This is a genomic window from Kribbella italica, from assembly GCF_014205135.1.
GTDB classification, from domain to species: Bacteria; Actinomycetota; Actinomycetes; order Propionibacteriales; family Kribbellaceae; genus Kribbella; species Kribbella italica.
This window is the reverse complement of sequence record NZ_JACHMY010000001.1, coordinates 8,671,342-8,689,297: the sequence shown is the minus strand read 5'-3', so window position 1 is coordinate 8,689,297 and position 17,956 is coordinate 8,671,342. Positions and strand designations below refer to the sequence as shown.

Sequence of the window (17,956 nt, the reverse complement as noted above, 5' to 3'; positions counted from 1 at the left end):
CGCCCGCCGGCTTCAGAACTTGCCGGTCAGGTCACCGGCGTGGTGCGTACGGCTGGATCAGATCCGGCCGCACTGGCCGAGCGCGAGCTCGAGGAACCCGTTGGCCTTGATGATGTCGCCGGCCGTGGTGGTGGCCGGGTTGGAGTCCGAACGGCCGCAGATGAACGGCAGGCCGCCGGTCGACGAGAGACCGCTGCCGTTGCCGAACAGGTCGGCCAGGTAGGCCGGGATGACGTTGTTGACGGCCTTGACGACCTGGAACAGGGTCCGGTCGTACGCCGTGGCGTCCGACGCCTGGATGGCGCCGAGGTAGTTGCCGTCCTGCGCGGTCGGGGTGAGCAGGTTGTAGCGGCCGACCGAGATCGGGACGATCGAGTTCGGCGTCGCGTCGATCGCGTCGACGGTGTGCTCCTGGATCGGGGCGCCGCCGAAGGTGTCGGACACGCAGGCCGGCGGGGTGGCCGGGTTGATCCCGACCTGGGTGGCCCAGAAGGTCCGGGTGCCGGAGTTGATCTGCGGGAGGAACGGCTTGATCGTCGAACCGGCCGGGATCGCCGGGTTGATCGTGTGCCAGTCGGTGATCGTGCAGTTGTAGATTCCGGTCAGCTGCGCGTCGGTCAGGCTGGTGACGGCACCGGTGTTGTCGTTGGCCGCCCAGCGGAGCTGGTCGGTGGCGAACTTCAGGAAGCGCGAGTCGGCGCAGTCCGTGGCACCCTTCGGCCGCGAGGAGCGGGCGGAGTCGATGTCGGTGCGGGTGCACAGCGCGGTGACGCCGGCGCCGGAGCCGTTCGGCCGGGGGATGCTGACGCTCGGCCGGATCGTGATGTTCGGCGTACCGGTGGCGTTGAACGACGCCAACCGGCGGGCCGGGGTCGGGGTCTTGCTGTTGTACAGCGCCGACAGGTCGTTCAGCACGAACTCGGAGGTGTCCGAGCCGACGATCACGACGTCGTTGGCGTCCGGCGTGAACGGGGCGTCGGCCTGGGCCGACAGGGCGGAGGAGGTGGCGGCCACGGCCATCACCGCGAAGGCGACAGCAGCGGTACGGACGGTACGGGTGAAACGCATCTCGGGAATTTCCTTCCTCACCTGCGTTTGCGCGGTCCTGGTGTGGTGGACCGCGGTCACCGCATCCAACGGCGACGAGGACCAATCCATCGCGCCAGGGTCACGGTGGAGGTGCTTTCAGGTGAACCGGACATGACCCGTCGACCAGCCGGAAACGTCGGCCAACGGTTGCTTGAAGCAAGCAAAGGGGTGGCGCGCCCGGAATCCGGGCACGCCACCCCTGAAAGTTGAACGTCAGCAGGGCTTGGTCAGGCCCCACGCGACGAGGTTCAGGCTGTCCTGCGTCCCGGTCAGACCGGTCGCCGGGGAGAAGGCGTCCTTGCCGAAGTCGACGTCCTTGTCGTCCCGGGTGCCGCCGATCCCGTCGGCACCGACGCCGTACAGCGCGGCGAAGTTGCCATCGGCATCCATCAGGTCGACGACCGCGTTCTCGCCGTCGGTGTCGTTGGCGCCGGCCAGGTGGCCGATCTCCCGCGACACCAGGTTGCCCAGCGCCTGGCCGACGAACGCGACCCGGTTGCTGCGCTCGGTCAGGTACTGGTTGAAGCTGAACGCGCCCTCGGGCAGGCTGACCAGGTCCAGCTGGACCAGGGCGGTCTCCTCACGGGCGAAGTTGCCCGGGTCGATCGACTGCGCGGAGCCGATCTGGCCGAGGCCGGACTGGTCGAACTGCCCACCGACCACGACCCGCGAGACGCCTGCGCTGCCGAAGGTGTCGGCGTCGTCACGGCTGTTGCGGAGCTTGACCGTGGTGTTCGGGTTGCTGCCCTTGTGCTGCGGGTCGGTCTTGACGTTCTCGTTGACGGTCGCGACGACCTTGCTGATCACGGCGGACTCGTCCGCCGCGGTCAGGCCCCAGTTGCCCAGGTACGCCGACAGCCCGGACAGCTCGCCGACGCCGGCGCCACCGAGCGGGGCGGTGTCGATCTGCCCGCCGTCGAAGTCCAGGAAGATCGTCTGCTGGCCGTTGAGCTCGGTGCCCGGCCGGGACACGCCCAGCTGCAGCTCGTACGGGCCGAAGCCGTCGGTGACGGCGATCGTGTACCAGCCGCTCTGCGGTGCGACGTACGAGACGTCGACCAGACCGGTCGGCAGCGGGGACGCCGCGGGCCGCCGGTCGGCGGTGCTGACGTCGGAGCTGATCGCGGTGGCGCCGTTCGGCGTCCGCACGGTGAGGCGCGAACCGGAGGTGGCCAGGCTGCCGCCGAACACGTCACCCTTGGCGAGGTGGACGCCGTAGAAGTCCTTGTCCACCGGGGCGACCGCGATCAGGACCTGGTACGCGCCGGTGTCCGGGTCACCCGGGCCGCTGCCCGAGTTGTTCGGGTCGGCCGGGAAGTCCGCGATCGCGCTCTTGCCGGCCACGACGACGTAGTAGTCGCCGGAGCTGGGAAGCTTGTAGGTGACCTTGCCCTGCAGGCCGAAGCCGCCGTCGTCGTCCGAGGCCAGCAACTGACCGGCCGCGGAGTAGACGCCGACCACCGTGTTGGTGCCGGCCGACGAACCGTCGGTGGTGGCGGTCAGCGTGCGGCCCGCCGTACCGGTGACCTTGAAGAAGTCGAAGTCACCGGTCCGGTCGCCGAGACCGCCGTGCGGGCCGTCGCCGAGCTGGCCGGTGGTGGTGATCGCCGCGCGGCCGTTGGTCCCGATGCCGGTGGCCGAGGCCAGCGGGATCGAGCCGTTGTCCTCGGCCGCCTCCGGCAGCGCGACCGGCGCCGGGGAGAGCGTGCCGTTGACGGTGGCGGCCTTCTTCTGGCCCCAGCCGGTACCGAACGCCTGCAGGCGCTGGGCCGAGCCGGTGCTGTCGTTGTGCCCGGCGGCGGTGGCCGCCTCGTTCTCGGTGTACCGCAGCTCACCGGTGCCGGTCGCCGAAGCAGCCGGTCCCGCGACGGAGACGGCGACGACGGCGGCCGAGGCGGCCAGCAGTGTGCGCCTGATCCGTGGGTTCATGCTGAGTTCCCTCCCAGAAAGCTCAACGGCGGCGAGCGGAATTGCTCGTCACCGACCCTTACCCCCGAGCGGTCTCCCACTGGGAAACCGCTGTAATGCTAGGGAAAGCGAGTCGGTGCGAGGGTCTTTCCGAGCGGTTGTTCAGGTGATCGGAATGCCCAGTTAACGAAAGCTCAGACGAGGTTCGGCAGCATGCCGGCGACCTGTTCGAAGACCCGCCACAGCAGGGCGAGCAGCACCGGCGCACCGAGCAGGTAGGCCTCCCAGCGCCCGATCCGGCCGCGGAACCACACCACCGCCGCCAGTACGACGATCAACGCCTCCAGCCACAGCACCAACGGCAGTACGCCGGACAGGTCCGACCCAAACGCCTGCTGGCTGCCAGGAGCCCGCGCGACCCGTCCCCCGGCGTCCGGCTGCACCTGTCCCTCGATCAGCTCCGCGTCGAGGTAGACCGTTGCCGAGGGCACCGGGCTCCCCTCGGCCGTGACCAGAGTGAGCCGGGACGCGCCGTTCGCGAGCGCCTCCGGCAACGGATCGCCCGCCCGCCGTACGCCCAGCACCCGGTAACCGAACTTGCCCTGCCCCGTGGTCACGTCGATCCGCGACCCCTCGATCAGCTTCGGCATCGAGCGGAACGGCGCACCGAACGTCAGTCCGCGGCCGTAGAGCACCGAGACACCGACCTGCCCGGGCAAAGGGGTGTCGACCCGGTGGCCCGGACCGTCGCGCAGCACCGTGCCGGTCGTGCCCTCCCGGATCACCTGATGTAGGTCGAGCCCTGGAACATCCAGGACGGCGACCGGTCCGCCGAGCGCGATCCCGGCGCCCAGGGGTGCCGTCGCCTCGGCGAGCTCGGCGCGGATCTCGTCGTACGCGATGTCCTGCGCCCGGTTGAACTGCAGCGCGCCGAGCATCAGCACGTAGATCAGGAACGCCGCGATCCCGAGCGCGAACAACCGGGTGGCGTCGGCGGCCAGCTGAGGCCGGATCGGCAGCTCGGCCTTGACCCGCTCCCGTACCTTGCTCGCGGCGTGGGCCTTGGCGCGCGGCGCCACCGGGCCGGCGTCGACTGCGGTCACTGACCTGCTCTCTTCTTCTGCAGGTGCCGCGAGACCAGCGTCGGGACGAGCAGCAGCAGGAGCACCTCGAGCGCGGTCAGCAGGCCGAGGTTGCGCAGCATGTCGCCGCCGGCGCGCTCACCCCCGATCTCGGTGACGCTGCCGGTCGGCTCGTACGCCGTGTTGTTGCCGCCGGCATTGACCACCTGGCCGGTCTCCGGGTCGGTCGACGGCTTGGCCTGGTTCGGCAGCACCTGGCCGGTCTTCGGGTCGACGACGTTGTTGCCCCCGGTCCCGGTTCCTGTGCCCGTCCCGGTGCCGTTCCCACCGCCGGTCCCGGTCCCGGTGCCGTTCCCACCACCGGTGCCGTTCGTCCCCGTCCCGTTGCCGTTGTTGTTACCGCCGCCGGTACCAGTGCCGTTCCCAGGGCCGTTCGGGTTGCTCGGTCCGCCGCCGGGGTTGTTCACGCACGCGCCGTTGACGGCCGGCCCGGCGCCCTCGCGGTCGCACGCCAGCGGCTGCGGCGCGACGTCGGCCAGGACGTTGCGGTTCAGGTTGCGGCCGTCGAACGTCGGGTTGCCGCACTTCTTGATGTCGGTCGCCGTGGTCGGGCTCCCCGGGACCTTCGCGACCTGGCTGAACGCGGCCTGCACCAGGTTCAGCGGCAGCGGTGAGTACCCGAGCGGCGCCGCCTTCTGCTGACCCCGGCAGAGGAAGTACGACGCGAAGTCGGCCAGCGTCTGCCCCTTCGCGGGACTCAGGTTCGCCGTCGGCAGGATCATGTACGAGTACGACGACAGCGGGTACGTCCGCGGGTCGGTGTGGTTGAACACCCCGGTCAGCTTCTGGGTCAGGTACGACGGTCCGGGCTTCGTCTCGATCTGCGCCCGGGTCAGCGCGACCGCAGTGTTGTACGCCGTCGGCAGCGTGTAGTAGCCGGCGGCGTTGCGGACCTTGGCGACGGGATAGTCCTTGCCGAGCGCGTAGGAGTACTCGACGTACCCGATCGCGCCGTCGGCGTACTCGGCGGAGATGTAGCCGGCCATCTGGCTCGACCCGCCCTGGGACTTCACGCCGGGGAAGTTCTTCGTCGGGTAGTACGACGTCTGGCCGCAGGTCCGGCCCTGCGTCGACCGGCAGAAGCTGTCCCACACGGCGCGGTGCTGGGTGTTCATCCAGATCGTGAACTGCGCGGTGGTGCCCGAGCCGTCCGAGCGGACCACCGGGATGATCTTCTTGTTCGGCAGCGCCTTGCCGTTGTTGTCCCGGGTGACCTGCGGGTCGTTCCAGTTGGTGATCCTGCCGGTGAAGATCTTCGTGATCGTGTCACCGGACAGCCGCAGGTCGCGGTAGAGCTTGCCGCCGACCTTGATCTGGTACATGAACGCCGTCCCACCGGCCACGATCGGCATGTAGGCGTAGGCACGACCGGCCGAGGTGTCGGTGTTGCCGGTCAGTGGGTCCACACCCTGGTAAGGGATCTCGCTGATCGCGAAGTCCACCAGCTTGTTGGCGAAGTCGAGCCGGCCGCGCGACGAACCGCCACCGCCGTACTCGACGCGCATGCCCTGGGGCTCGACGTCGCGGATCCACTGGTCCAGGGCGTTCTGGGACCAGGTCGAGCCGGTGCCGTAGATCGGGGCGTACGCCGTACCGGCCGCATTCGCTGGTACCGCACCGGCCAGCGCACTGGCCGCGACGAGCAGCAGCGCGAGCACCAGGGTGCGAAGCCGACGCCCGGCGGTGGGTCGTCGCATCAGAGTGTCCTCTCGGGGTTTCAGCGGGTACCGGACCGGCCGCGACCGGCGATCCAGCGGGAGAAGGCGAACAGCAGCAGGACCAGGACGAGCAGCAGCGCCGCGGCACCGAACGCCCGGCTGATGTAGTTGTCCTCGGGCGACTGCGACATCTTGAAGGTGAACAGCGGGAGCGAGGTCATCGGACCGGAGAACGGATTCAGGTTCAGGTACGTCGTGAAGCCGGCCGTGAGCAGCACCGGGGACGTTTCGCCGACACCGCGGGCGGTGCCGAGCACCAGCGCGGTGGCCAGGCCCGGGCGGGCCGTCGGCAGAACGACGGACCAGACAGTGCGCCATTGGGTCGCGCCAAGGGCCAGCGACGCCTCGCGCAGACCACTCGGGACGAGCCGCAGTACCACCTCGGCCGAGCGCGCGATGATCGGCAGCATCATCACCGACAACGCCATCGCGGCGACGAAGCCGGACAGCCGCATCCCCAGGCCGATCAGCAGGACGACGTACGCGAAGAGCCCGGCGACGATCGACGGCAGCGCGGTCATCGCCTCGACGACCGAGCGGACGAACTTGGCCGCGCGGCCGCCGACCTCGGTGAGGTAGACGGCGCAGAGGACGCCCAGCGGGAGCGTGACGGCGATCGCGATGCTGATCTGGATCAGCGTGCCGGCCAGCGCGTGCAGGGCACCGCCGGTCGACAGCGGCTCGAGCGGGCCTGCCGTACTGAGGTCGGTGGTGAAGAAGTTCTTGTGCGTGAGAGCGGCGGCACCGCGGTAGAGCGTGTAGCCGATGACGCTGGTCAGCGCGATGCCGACCAGGCCGGCGGCGCTGTGCGCGACGATCACGGCGAAGCGGTCCGCGAGCACCACCCGGCCGCGGCGGAGTCCGGTGATGAGGGTGTAGAAGGCGGTGAACGCCAGCCACCAGCAGACGATGAAGCCGAGGGTGCCTTCGGTGGGCAGGATCCGGCTGTAGAGGACCCAGGTGAGAGACAGCCCGGCGACCATCGAGCCGATCAGGTTGGCCCGGTCCTCCAGGTCGACCACGCGCAACTGGCGCTTCTCCGGCGGTGGGAGCTTCTGCTGCTCCGGCTCCGTTTCCGGTGGTGCGAACGGGCTGCGGGTGGGCAGGGTGTCGATCGCCATCTCAGATCTCCGTTCCGGCGCCGCTGCGGCTGCGGGAGACCACGAAGCCCGCGAACAGGTTGACGATCAGGGTGATCACGAACAGCACCAGGCCGGCGGCCATCAGCGCGTTCAGCTGCGAGCCCGACGCTTCGCCGTACCGCAGGGCGATCATCGAGGAGATGGTGATCGAGCCCGATTGCAGGACGTGCCAGTTGATCTCGAACAGCGGCGACACGATCATCACCACCGCGATCGTCTCGCCGAGCGCGCGGCCGAGGCCGAGCATCGTGCCGCCGATGATCCCGCCGCGACCGAACGGCAGCACCACCGCCCGTACGACGCCCCAGCCGGTCGAGCCGAGCGCCAGGGCGGCCTCGCGCTCGCCGCGCGGGGTCTGGTCGAACACCTCGCGCATCACCGCGCAGGCGATCGGCATCACCATCATCGCGACCACGACCCCGGCGATGAACGCCGACGACGCGTAGGTCGCGCCGTCGAAGATCGCCGCGTCGGGATCGGTGTCCACCCGGAACACGGGGATCCAGCCGAACCAGTCGGTGATCCAGCGGGACAGGTGGATGATCTGCGGCTGCAGCAGGAAGAAGCCCCACAGGCCGTAGACGATCGACGGGACGGCGACCATCAGGTCGACCAGTGCGACCAGCGACTTCTTCAGGCCGCGCGGCGCCCACTCGGTGATGTAGAGCGAGGTCGCCAGCGCGACCGGGAACGAGATCAGGATCGCGATCGTCGCGACGACGACGGTCCCGAACAGGACGGCGGCGACGCCGATCTGGTTCGCCTCGGGGTTCCAGGACTGCTCGGTGAAGAACTTCCAGCCGTACGTCTGCAGGGTCGGTTTCGCCTGGTAGGCCAGGAAGACGCCGATCCCGCCGGTGATCAGCAGGACGAGCCCACCGCCACCGCGGGCGACCCAGCGGAACACCACGTCGGCGGGCGCCGTCGAGCCGCGGATCTTGCGCCGTACTTCGTCCGGTGGAGTCGGCGGCGCGGGTTCGGTCAGCAGGTCGACGCTCATCGTCGCGGCTCCCCCATCCGCGCCGTCAGCGGCCCCGGTTCCCGTGACAACGGCGGGCCGGCGGTGACGGTGGCCTGCTCGACGGCTTCGCTGAAGCGGCGGAACGAACGGCGGGCGTCGATCCGGCGCGCGAACGCCCCCGGGCAACGCACTTCCGGCCCGTCGTCCGCGACCAGCTCCCAGCGCCAGCTACCGTCCCGGTCACGCCGTAGCGTCGGTTCCGCGTCGCGCACCAACCGGCGTACCGCCGCCAGCTCGTCGCGTGGCGACCGCGTCCCCATCCTTCCCATCGCCAACGGCCTGTTGTTGCCCGACAACAACCTCCAGCGGCTCGCACCGCCTCGCGGATCGTTCAGGAACTGCATCCGCACCCCCACCGCTCCCTCCCCAACCTCTCCCCCAGAGTGATTTGACCCGAGCGTCACCAGACGGGGACAACGCGTGGTGAACCGCGCCGAAGCGGGACATGAACACGCTGTCCAGCATGTCCTGACAAGGAGGGTGTTAGGGGCTTAGGGCAACGTCTGGACGACGTACTGCGGTCGCGGGCCGGGGCCGGTCCCGGTCAGGCGACCGGCGGGCTGAGGGCGGCGACGTACTCCGCGCCGGTGGTGGCGGTGCCGAAGCGGGGGAAGACGTAGGAGACGGCGAAGTCGTGGGCGGTGGCGTCGAGGCCGGTCATCGCGTCGGTCAGGTAGACGGTGGCGTAGCCGAGGTCGTCGGCGACGCGGCCGGTGGACTCGACGCCGAAGTTGGTGGCGATGCCCGCCAGGGCGATCGTGTCGATGTCCCTGGCCCGCAGCGCCTCGTCGAGCCCGGTGTGCGCGAACGCGCCGACGGTCTGCTTGACGATCTCCAGATCACCCGGCTGCGGATCCAGCTCAGGCGCCAGCCCGCTGCCCTCGGGCTGGACGCCGACGCCCGGCCGCTCGACCCGGACGTGCACCACCAGCCCACCCACGGACCGCGTCGCCTGCGCCAGAGCGACACACCGTTCGAGCACTTCGGCCCCGGCCAACGGCCCGGTCTCCAAGGCAATGATCCGAGGCATCAGATCGATCAGGACAAGCGCGGTCCGCCGAGGCTCCAAGCTGAACGAAGTCATCTCCCGACCTTAACGAGGAACCTCCTCTACCCACAGAGACGGGTAGAGGAGGTTCGAGGTCACTTCAGACCGGCGGCCAGTTGGTCGGCGTACTGGACGTCCTTCTCCTTGGCCGAGAAGCCGAAGCGGAAGGTGCCGCCCTCGTAGGTCCCGGGCGGAAGCGCTCGCCCGCCCGGTTGCCACAGCGGTTGCCACGCGACAGCACCGTTCGGCGGGTCGTACCAGTGGTTGTCGGTCGACCACGCCGAGCCCGCCTTGTACGCCGCGACGACGCTCAGCCCCGCACCCGTCGCCATCGACCACGCCGGAAGGCCGGCGACATCGCCGTTGCGGCCGAAGCCGCCGGGATCACCCTGATCGGCCAGCGCCGAGTCGACGTTCAGCGCGACCTCCCAGACCGGCGCGGTCGTCGTACCGCGGACGTTCCACCGCAGCTGCGTGTCGAACGTCTTCGGACCGAACGAGAACGACCAGTCCGCCGTCACCGGCTCGTCGTTGAAGGTGATCCCCTTCAACGTCAACCGATCCCGCCGAGCCTCGACCCGCGCGGCCGGCCCGGCCGTGTCCGTCGCCCCGAAGTTCCCGACCGCCAGGTACGGCGCGGTCGACCGCGACGACGAGTCCAGCGCGGCCTGGTACTTCCCACGCCCGGACGGATCGACCCCCAGCGACTTCAGCGCGGCACGAGGCGCGCTCTGGACATCGGCCCGGTAGTACTTGGTCGACACCACCCGCCCCTTCGTCACCTGCAGCGCGTCGAAGTCCAGCGGAGCGACGAACAACCCGCCCTTGCCCCACCCGGCGCCCGTGACCCACCACTTGCGCCCGTCCTGCACGACCTCGGCCGCGTGCGCCGCGATCGTCCCGACCAGCTGGTCGACGGTGAACTTCAGCGGATCCTTGCTCTTGTAGACCTTTGTCGACTCGTACCCACCGTCACAGCACACGAAGAGGTACCAGTCCGACCCACGCTGCACCACGAACGGCGACTCCGTCGGCCCACCGAACGTCCCGGTCGCCGGGTGCTGGAACGCCGTCTTCCGCTCGCTCCAGTGCCGCAGGTCCGGGCTCGTCCGGTACGCCACGATGTGGTTCCCACCGGCAGGCGTCGAGTTGGCCGTGTAGTACATGACCCACTGGTTCCCGACCCGGTGCACCATCGGGTCCCGCCCGTCGAACCCGTCGGTGAACAACGGGTTCGCCGCCGAGTCCCGCGTCCAGTTCACCAGATCCTTGGACGTCGCCAGCTGCATCTTGTACGCCGTGTGGTCGTCGGTCCCACCCGCGTAGAACATGTAGTAGGTCCCCGCGTCGTACATCACGTACGGCGCCCAGATGTGGCTCTCCCCCGCCGCCGGGTCCGCGAACAGCGCCGGCGCCTGCTTCGTCCACGGCCCGTTCGGGGTCGGTGCCGTCGCGTGCCCGAAGCTCTTCTCGTCCAGCGGGTTGGCCGGCTCCGCGTGCGTGATCGCGTAGACGTGCCAGGTCCCGGTCTTATGGTCCTGGACCAGCGTATGGTCGTTGTAGTACCACTGCTCGTTCTCGCCCACGCTCGGGTCGTACACCTTGACGAACTTGCCTGCCGCAACGACCCGGTCCACCTGCACGTACGGCGTACTGCGCACCCGGTCGTCACCTCCGCCCCCTCCGGCCGACGCCGGCAGGGCTGCCGCGCTCAGAACGGCAGCTCCCGCCAGCGCCGCCAGGATCCTTCGCCCGCGCATCAACCGAGCTCCAGATCCAGCAGGTCCACGCCGGCCAGGAAGTTGGTCGCCGCGGCGTTCTTCCCGGTCAACGTGACGCTCAACTGGTGCTTGCCCGCGGCAAGCGTCGCGGTGCCCAGGTCGACCTTCTGGGTGGCGACACCGGTCGCCTGGTAGCCGTCGAACGACACCGGCGTACCGCCGTCGACCGCCAGGTCCACGATCCCGTAGTCGGCCGCCTTGGTCAGCACCGACGACAGCTTGTACGTCCCGGCCGACGGCACCGAGAACTCCAGCACCATCTTGTCACCGGCCTTCGTCCCGTGGATCCACACCTGGCTCCCACCGGACCAGCTCACGCCGCAGCAACTGCCCTGCGGATCCACCGGCACCGTCGCCGACACGGCCGGCAGCAGCGACTCCGCCTCGATCCGGATCGTGCTGCCCGACGTCCCCTGCGCGACCGCGGACTTCGTGCTCTCGTGCCCGGCCAGGTCGACGGCCGAGACCCGGTACTTCCAGGTCTCCTTCAGCCCGAGCGCCTTGTGCACGAACCCCGGCACGCTGCTCGTCCCGACCAGCTTCTCGGCCGCGCCGGCCTTCGCGCCGTACACCTTGTACTGGGCGATCCCGCTGTCGTCCGACGCCTCGGACCAGGTCAGCGCGATCGCGTTGTCGGTCCGTCCGGTCGCGACCAGGTTGGTCACCGCCGTCGGCGCCTTGCGGTCGGCGTACGGGATGACGAGCGACTGTACGGCGTACGCGGAGGCTGTCCAGGCGGGTGCTCCCGCGGTCGGCCGGAGCTCGATGCTGAGCTTGGTCCGTCCGAAGGTGAGCGACGCCGGGAGCTGGTAGTTGTCGTCCAGCCAGCGCTGCCGATCGTTGCCGAGGGCCTGCAACCAGGTGCCCGCGTCCTTGCCGTTGACAAACACCTTCGCGGACTGCCGGGCAACGTTCTGGTCACTAGTCCGACGCAGGGTCACGCCCCGGTTGATCGGGTCGATCTTCACCTCGAACCTGACCGGAGTCGTTGCCGACCGCACCTGATCGGTCAGCACGGTGTCGTCGTGGTCGCCCTCGTAGACCGACGTGAGGTCCGCGGTCCGCGCACCGGAGTCGGCGTACTTGTGCTGCGCCCGGCTGGTCGCCGAACCGGTGTCGATCCGGTCCGTCTCCCGCGCCCCGAAGGCGGGGCTGGTGTAGAGGAACGCCGTCGAGCCGTAGATCGACGCGTGATCGTTCTGCTGCCCGTGCTCGATGCCGAAGGCGAGCTGGTTCTGGAACCCGATCGCGTCGGTGACGTGCAGCCGGAACGCGCTGTCGCACTCGACCTCGCACTCGCCGGCCTTGACCTCGTGGCCGGAGTTGCCGTGGAACGGGGTCGAGTACGTGCCCTGGTTGAAGTACCAGCCGGACTCGTAGTAGTCCTCGGTCCCGGTGCCGTGGATCGCCGGGGTGCGCTCGCCGTCGACGTACACACGCTCGTCGCCCTCGAGGTAGCCGCGGGTGTTGCCGTCCGGCTGCAGCCCTTCCATGGTGTGCGAGACGCCGACGAACTTGCCGCGACCGGTCGCCTCGGCGATCATCCAGTCCTGGCCGAACACCGGCTCGGCGCGGTGCGAGATCGCGGTGAAGTACCCGCTCTTGCCGGTCAGCAGGTCGACCGCCGCGCTCGCGTCCCGCGCACCCGTCACCTCGGCCGTGCCCTGCAGCTTGTACGGCGTGGTGTTGACCAGCGAGACGGTCGCCCGGGCCAGGTGCGGCATCGGCCACCAGGACGAGTACCAGCCGTCCGGGTCCATCGCGAAGAACAGGCTCTTCACCGGGTTCTCGCCGAGGCCGGAGCCGAAGAACTCGCCGATCGGCGCGTCCACCCGCTTCTTGCCGTCGACAACCACCTGGACCCGGACGCCGGCCAGCAGGGCGTCGGAGGACTTCACCCGCGCCGCGTCCTCGGGCGTGACGGCGTACGGCATCGAGTGCGTTCCCGACCAGACCTGCTTGTCGATCACGTAGCCGTGCGCCTGCTCGTCGGCGACGTGGTTCGGGCCGACGTCGACGGTGTCGGTGCGCTTCGCCGTACCGCCGACGATCGAGTCGGCCCAGTACGTGAACTCGTTGAAGTCCAGGTCGGAGGAGACGAACTCGTTCTTCACCGTGATCTGCGACTTGCCCGCGGTCGCGCTGGCCGGCAGGTCGACGACCTGGTCGTTCCACTGCGCGCCCTGCGCGGGCAGCGGTGCCCACTCGCCGACCTTCACGCCGTCGACCAGCACGTTGGCGCGCTGGTTGCCGATCCGCAGGTCCATCCGCCGGGTCAGCTTCACGCCGGTGTTGGCCGGGTCGAGCTTGACCGTGAACTGGCTCGACCCGGTGAAGGCCCGGCCGTCGTCGGCGAACGCCTGGAGGTCGAGACCGACGACCTGCGGCAGCTTGAGCCGCAGCGCGCTGAGCTCACCCGGACCGTAGGAGTCGGAGAGAGTGGTTTGTTTGCCTGGGGCAAGGTTCAGAGTCTTGCTCGTGGTCTTCGCCGCCGGGTTCTTCGGCTTCGGATCCTTGGTGCCCGATGCCTGCAGCAACTTCACGACGTCCTCGGCCTTGTCGGCCGGGTCGAACGTGTTCACGCCGTTCGCGTCGGGGAACTCGCGGTAGCTGACGTGGTGGAAGTACGGGTTGCTCTGGGTGGTGACCTTCATCGACTGCTTGTACGGCATCGGGACGCGGATGTAGACGCCGCCGCTGGTCTCGAACTTGTTGGCGACCAGCGGATAGACGAACGGCGCGCCGAGCTTGCCGTCCACCAGGTCCTGCAGGCTCGTGTCCACCACCAACTTGCCGTCGAGCTCGATGGTGATCGTGCCCGTCTTGGTGACATCACCCTCGTCACGGGTGAACCAGATCGAGGCGATCTCACCCGGCCCGGCGTCCTCGGCGATCACACAGCCGGAGGCGTCGGTGCGCAGGCAGGAGTACTTGCCGTCGAACCCGTCGTTGTTGGTGCCGTCGCGGCCGAAGCTGGAGAACTGCTTGGTCCGGACGCCGTTCTGCAGCTCGGGCAGGCGGTCGAGCCGGCGGTAGGCGTCCCAGCCGACCGGGCCGTTGCCGCTCGACGCGCTGGGCGCGCTCGACGCGCTCGGTGCGGCGTACGTCGTACCGGTGGAAGCCATCGGGAGAACGAGGAGTGATCCCAGCAGAACTGCGGCCGTCCGGCGCAGTGACCTGGTCATAGGCGGGCCTTCCCAGAAGCTTGGAAATCGATTTCTCAGATGTCTACCACTCCTTCCGGTGGTTGAGAAGAGTTCGGCCCCACCGCCTTGTCCTCACCGGGCGCGAGACACACTGTTCCCGCACGCTGTTTCCAGTCCTCACCCGCAGGAGACCCCGATGAGTTCTGCTCCAGCCCAGATCGCCGTCACCGGCCTCGCCGTGATGGGCCGCAACCTCGCCCGGAACCTGGCCCGCAACGGCTTCCGCGTCGCCGTCCACAACCGGTCCCAGGGCCGCACCGACGCGCTGATCGAGGAGTTCGGCCACGAGGGCGAGTTCACCGCGGCCGCGGACCTCCCGGCGCTGGTGGAGGCGCTGGAGACGCCGCGCAAGATCATCGTCATGGTCAAGGCCGGCGAGCCGACCGACGCGGTGATCGACGAGCTGGTGCCGCTGCTGTCCGAGGGCGACATCGTGGTCGACGCGGGCAACGCGCACTTCGCCGACACGCGTCGCCGCGAGGACGCGCTGAAGGCCAAGGGCCTGCACTTCGTCGGCGCCGGCGTCTCCGGTGGCGAGGAGGGCGCGCTCAACGGGCCGAGCATCATGCCCGGCGGCTCCGAGTTCGCCTACGCGGCCCTGGAGCCGATGCTGACCAAGATCGCGGCGCACGTCGGCGGCGAGGCGTGCTGCGTGCACGTCGGCCCGGACGGCGCCGGCCACTTCGTCAAGATGCTGCACAACGGCATCGAGTACGCCGACATGCAGCTGATCGCGGAGGCCTACGACCTGCTCCGGCACGTGCTCGGACTGTCGGCTTCCGAGATCGCCGACGTGTTCCGCGACTGGAACACCGGCGACCTGGAGTCGTTCCTGATCGAGATCACCGCGGAGGTGCTGTCCCAGGTCGACGAGTCGACCGGCGGTCCGTTCGTGGACGTCGTCCTGGACCGGGCGGAGCAGAAGGGCACCGGGCGCTGGACCGTGCAGATCGCGCTCGACCTCGGCATCCCGGTCAGCGGGATGGCGGAGGCCGTGTTCGCGCGCTCGCTGTCGGGCGACGTCGTACGGCGTGAGGCGGCCGTCGGCTCGCTGCCCGGCCCGTCGGGCAAGGTCTCGGTGGACCGCGAGGCGTTCATCGAGGACGTGCGGCACGCGCTGTACTCGTCGAAGCTGGTCGCGTACGCGCAGGGCTTCGACGCGATCCGCGCCGCGTCCGAGCAGTACGGCTGGAACATCGACCTGGGCGCGATGGCGACGATCTGGCGCGGTGGCTGCATCATCCGGGCGCGGTTCCTGGACCGGATCAAGGAGGCGTACGACCGCGACGCGGACCTGCCGTCGCTGCTGGTCGACGACTACTTCAAGGAGGCCGTCGCGAACGGTCAGGAGGCGTGGCGCCGGGTGGTCGGCGTGGCGGCCGCGGCCGGCGTACCGGCTCCGGGGTTCTCGGCTTCGCTGTCGTACTACGACGGGCTGCGCGCGGAGCGGCTGCCGGCGGCGCTGATCCAGGGCCTGCGGGATCTGTTCGGCGCGCACACCTACCACCGGGTGGACCGCGAGGGTTCGTTCCACCTCGACTGGTCGGGTGACCGCAAGGAGCACGACGCCTGAGTCGTTGACGCGGCAGTGGTGTGATGTCTCAGGACATGGGTGACAGTTCTGGATCAGGAGATCGGTGACACTGGATGTGTCAGGACATCGGTGACGGTTTAGAGGTTTGGCGTGGGCCGCTGGGGCGGCCGTTGCCGACGTAGGTCACTCCGGGCGCGGGCCTGGTGTGCTCGATGAGGATCTCGCCTTCGAGGTCGGCAACGGTGATCTTGTCGCCGGCTGTGATGACGAGGACCTGCTGGAAACCTCGTCGCCCGTCGACCATGTACTGGACCTTGTTCAGCATGAAGACGCCGTTGCTGGCCAGCTTCTTGACGACGGTGCCGTCGGGCAGGTCGGTAGGCACCGGTGTCCGGGCGGGTCGGGGCCGGGTGACGGGACGGCGGAACAGATCGCGGGTGGGGCGGGGTGCCTCGGTCTTCTCGGTGGCCTGCCAGGCGGTCAGGGGTGTGATGCGGCCGGGCAGTCCTTGGTGGGGGCGCTGGGTGTTGTAGATGTGGTCGAAGGCGTCGACCTGGGTCTGCAGCTGGGCCAGATCGGCGGCCAGTGGCTGCTTGTCGAGGTAGCGGAACAGGGTCTGGTGGAAGCGTTCGTTCTTGCCCTGGGTGGTTGGTTTGTAGGGCTTGCCGGTGATCGGCTCGACGCCTAGGGCCATCAGGTGGACGACGAGCTGGCCAAGGAGTCCGCGCCGCGAGGGGTTGAGCGCCGATCCGTTGTCGGACAACAGCCGCTGGGGCACGCCATAGGCGGTCACGGCCTTGTCGAACACGACGATCGCCGCCTCGGAGGTCTCGCCCCACGCGACGTGGGAAGCGACCGCGTAGCGGGAGTGGTCGTCGATGAGCTGGAAGATCACGCATTTGCGGCCGCGAGTGAGCACGTACTCGGTGGCGTCGAGCTGCCAGCAGGCGTTCGGGGCCGGATAGACGAACCGGCGCCACGCAGCCCTTGGCTTCTTCCTTGGTTCCAGCCGTGCCACGCCGGCCTCGCGGAAGATCCTGGCCAGCGACGCGACCGAAGGCACCACCTCTAGGCCCATCGCGTGCATCTTGTCGTGCACGCTGATCGGGCCGCAGTCCAGCCCGGACTGCTCGAGTGCAGCCCGGACCCCGATCGCCTGCTGCTTGACCTCATCGGCCAGCTTCGACGGGCTCGACTTCGGTCGCCGCGATCTCGGCTCCAGCGCCGCCGCGGGCCCGTCGGTGAGGCTGCGCCGCCGGATCTCATAGAACGTCTTGCGCGAGATGCCGTGCTCGGCACAGAAGGTCGTCACCGCCCCACGTGGAGCGTTAGACGGCCACTGTGCGATCGCGAGACGGACACGAGGATCAACAAGCTCATTCTTCGACACCCGCGGAGTCGACCGAGCCAGGACACCACCGACCCCGACGACTCACCGAAGTGTCACCACCAAGATCCCCGAAAGTGTCACCGATGTCCTGATGTGGATCCGTCACCTATGTCCTGCGACATAACATTGACGCGGCAGTGGGATTGGCGCTGAGATCGAACATATGTTCTAATGTTTTCTCAGCGCCAGCCCGCTTCGGCGGGGACATGTCACCCAGGGAGATCGCCGCAACGATGACCGTAGACACTTTTGCAGCAGAAGCCCAGACCGACGCCGTCGACACTCCCGCCGAGGCGATCGACTCTCCGGCCGACGTGACGGCTCCCGACGCCGCCGCCACCTCCTCCGACGCGACGGCGTCCTCGTCCGCTGACGATGCATCGCCCGCCGACGGCTCGGCGAGCACCCCCGCGGAGGCCACGTCGGCCCCGGTCGCCGAGAAGCCGAAGAAGGCTCCCGCCAAGAAGGCGCCGGCGAAGAAGACCAAGACCCTCGAGCTCACCCTGACCGTCACCGGCACCGCCGACGGCGAGTGGAAGGCCGAGCTCAAGCAGGGCAACAGCTACATCGCCAAGAACCTGCTCGTCGCCGCCGCGGCCGTCTCCCGCGCCGCCAAGGAGCTGCACGAGGACCTGTCCGGCCCGATCGACGAGGTCATCGACGCCGCCCGCGAGCAGCAGGCCGCCAAGGTCGCCGCCCTGGAGGCCGAGCTCGAGGCCGCCAAGCGCGCCCTTGCCGAGCTGGACGACTGACACCACCCCACGATCCCGCAGCCGGACGCGGTCTTCCCCCAACTCCGGCCGTGGAACCCCTGGGTGGGGTCAGAGGCGTCCGCCCCCACCCAGACGCACTGAGGAGCATGCCGGGCCGTTGGTTTCAGCGGCCCGGCATGACGCGTTTCCAGGCTCGGCAACCGACCAGTGGCAACAGCAGGCGGGGCAATGCGGGCCGGCGACAACCTCAGCTCCGGCCGGTCA

13 protein-coding genes are annotated in these 17,956 nt (G+C 69.2%); 2 read left to right on the top strand and 11 right to left on the bottom strand.

All coding sequences use genetic code 11. The features are described from left to right. Positions 1–57 precede the first annotated feature (57 nt). The 10 genes from HDA39_RS40820 to HDA39_RS40775 form a co-directional block, all read right to left on the bottom strand. Complete coding sequence (locus HDA39_RS40820) at positions 58–1,068, bottom strand: substrate-binding domain-containing protein (RefSeq protein WP_184804885.1); 1,011 nt, start codon at positions 1,066–1,068, stop codon at positions 58–60. A gap of 234 nt (positions 1,069–1,302) precedes the next feature. Continuing rightward, positions 1,303–3,018 carry a PPC domain-containing protein gene (locus HDA39_RS40815; RefSeq protein ID WP_184804882.1) on the bottom strand — a complete coding sequence of 572 codons (1,716 nt, stop codon included), beginning with the start codon at positions 3,016–3,018 and terminating at the stop codon, positions 1,303–1,305. 173 nt (positions 3,019–3,191) lie between these two features. Then, on the bottom strand, positions 3,192–4,100 hold the full coding sequence (locus HDA39_RS40810; RefSeq protein WP_184804879.1) for a sortase domain-containing protein: 909 nt from the start codon (positions 4,098–4,100) through the stop codon (positions 3,192–3,194). After that, positions 4,097–5,836 (bottom strand): phosphate ABC transporter substrate-binding protein PstS, encoded by a 1,740-nt coding sequence (locus tag HDA39_RS40805; protein WP_184804876.1) that lies wholly within the window; start codon positions 5,834–5,836, stop codon positions 4,097–4,099. Before HDA39_RS40805 ends, HDA39_RS40810 begins: the two co-directional genes overlap by 4 nt. A 20-nt stretch (positions 5,837–5,856) precedes the next feature. Continuing rightward, positions 5,857–6,978, bottom strand: coding sequence for a phosphate ABC transporter permease PstA (gene pstA / locus HDA39_RS40800; protein ID WP_238356278.1), 1,122 nt, complete (start codon positions 6,976–6,978; stop codon positions 5,857–5,859). A 1-nt stretch (position 6,979) separates the two neighbouring features. Then, the gene (gene pstC / locus HDA39_RS40795; RefSeq protein WP_184804873.1) at positions 6,980–7,999 is read right to left on the bottom strand and encodes a phosphate ABC transporter permease subunit PstC; all 1,020 of its coding nucleotides are present in this window, start codon (positions 7,997–7,999) and stop codon (positions 6,980–6,982) included. Then, on the bottom strand, positions 7,996–8,370 hold the full coding sequence (locus HDA39_RS40790) for a hypothetical protein (protein WP_184804870.1): 375 nt from the start codon (positions 8,368–8,370) through the stop codon (positions 7,996–7,998). Before HDA39_RS40790 ends, pstC begins: the two co-directional genes overlap by 4 nt. Before the next feature lie 194 nt (positions 8,371–8,564). Continuing rightward, a complete protein-coding gene (locus HDA39_RS40785; RefSeq protein ID WP_184804867.1) occupies positions 8,565–9,104 on the bottom strand; it encodes an isochorismatase family protein in 540 nt (179 codons plus the stop codon). A 59-nt stretch (positions 9,105–9,163) separates the two neighbouring features. Next, positions 9,164–10,828, bottom strand: a complete 1,665-nt coding sequence (locus HDA39_RS40780; protein ID WP_184804864.1) for a family 43 glycosylhydrolase — start codon at positions 10,826–10,828, stop codon at positions 9,164–9,166. Beyond that, entirely contained in the window at positions 10,828–14,034 is a 3,207-nt protein-coding gene (locus HDA39_RS40775; RefSeq protein ID WP_202893280.1) for a DUF2961 domain-containing protein, read from the bottom strand. Before HDA39_RS40775 ends, HDA39_RS40780 begins: the two co-directional genes overlap by 1 nt. Before the next feature lie 157 nt (positions 14,035–14,191). On the opposite strand from HDA39_RS40775, the gene gndA reads away from it, so the two are divergent. Continuing rightward, positions 14,192–15,628: an NADP-dependent phosphogluconate dehydrogenase gene (gene gndA / locus HDA39_RS40770; protein ID WP_184804862.1), complete on the top strand. Its 1,437-nt coding sequence runs from the start codon at positions 14,192–14,194 to the stop codon at positions 15,626–15,628. Between the two features lie 79 nt (positions 15,629–15,707). Here gndA and HDA39_RS40765 read toward each other — a convergent pair whose 3' ends face one another. Beyond that, a complete protein-coding gene (locus HDA39_RS40765) occupies positions 15,708–16,901 on the bottom strand; it encodes an integrase core domain-containing protein (protein WP_420488705.1) in 1,194 nt (397 codons plus the stop codon). 311 nt (positions 16,902–17,212) lie between these two features. Here HDA39_RS40765 and HDA39_RS40760 point away from each other — a divergent pair, with 311 nt between their 5' ends. Next, a complete protein-coding gene (locus tag HDA39_RS40760; RefSeq protein ID WP_184804859.1) occupies positions 17,213–17,731 on the top strand; it encodes a DUF6319 family protein in 519 nt (172 codons plus the stop codon). Positions 17,732–17,956: the final 225 nt, after the last annotated feature.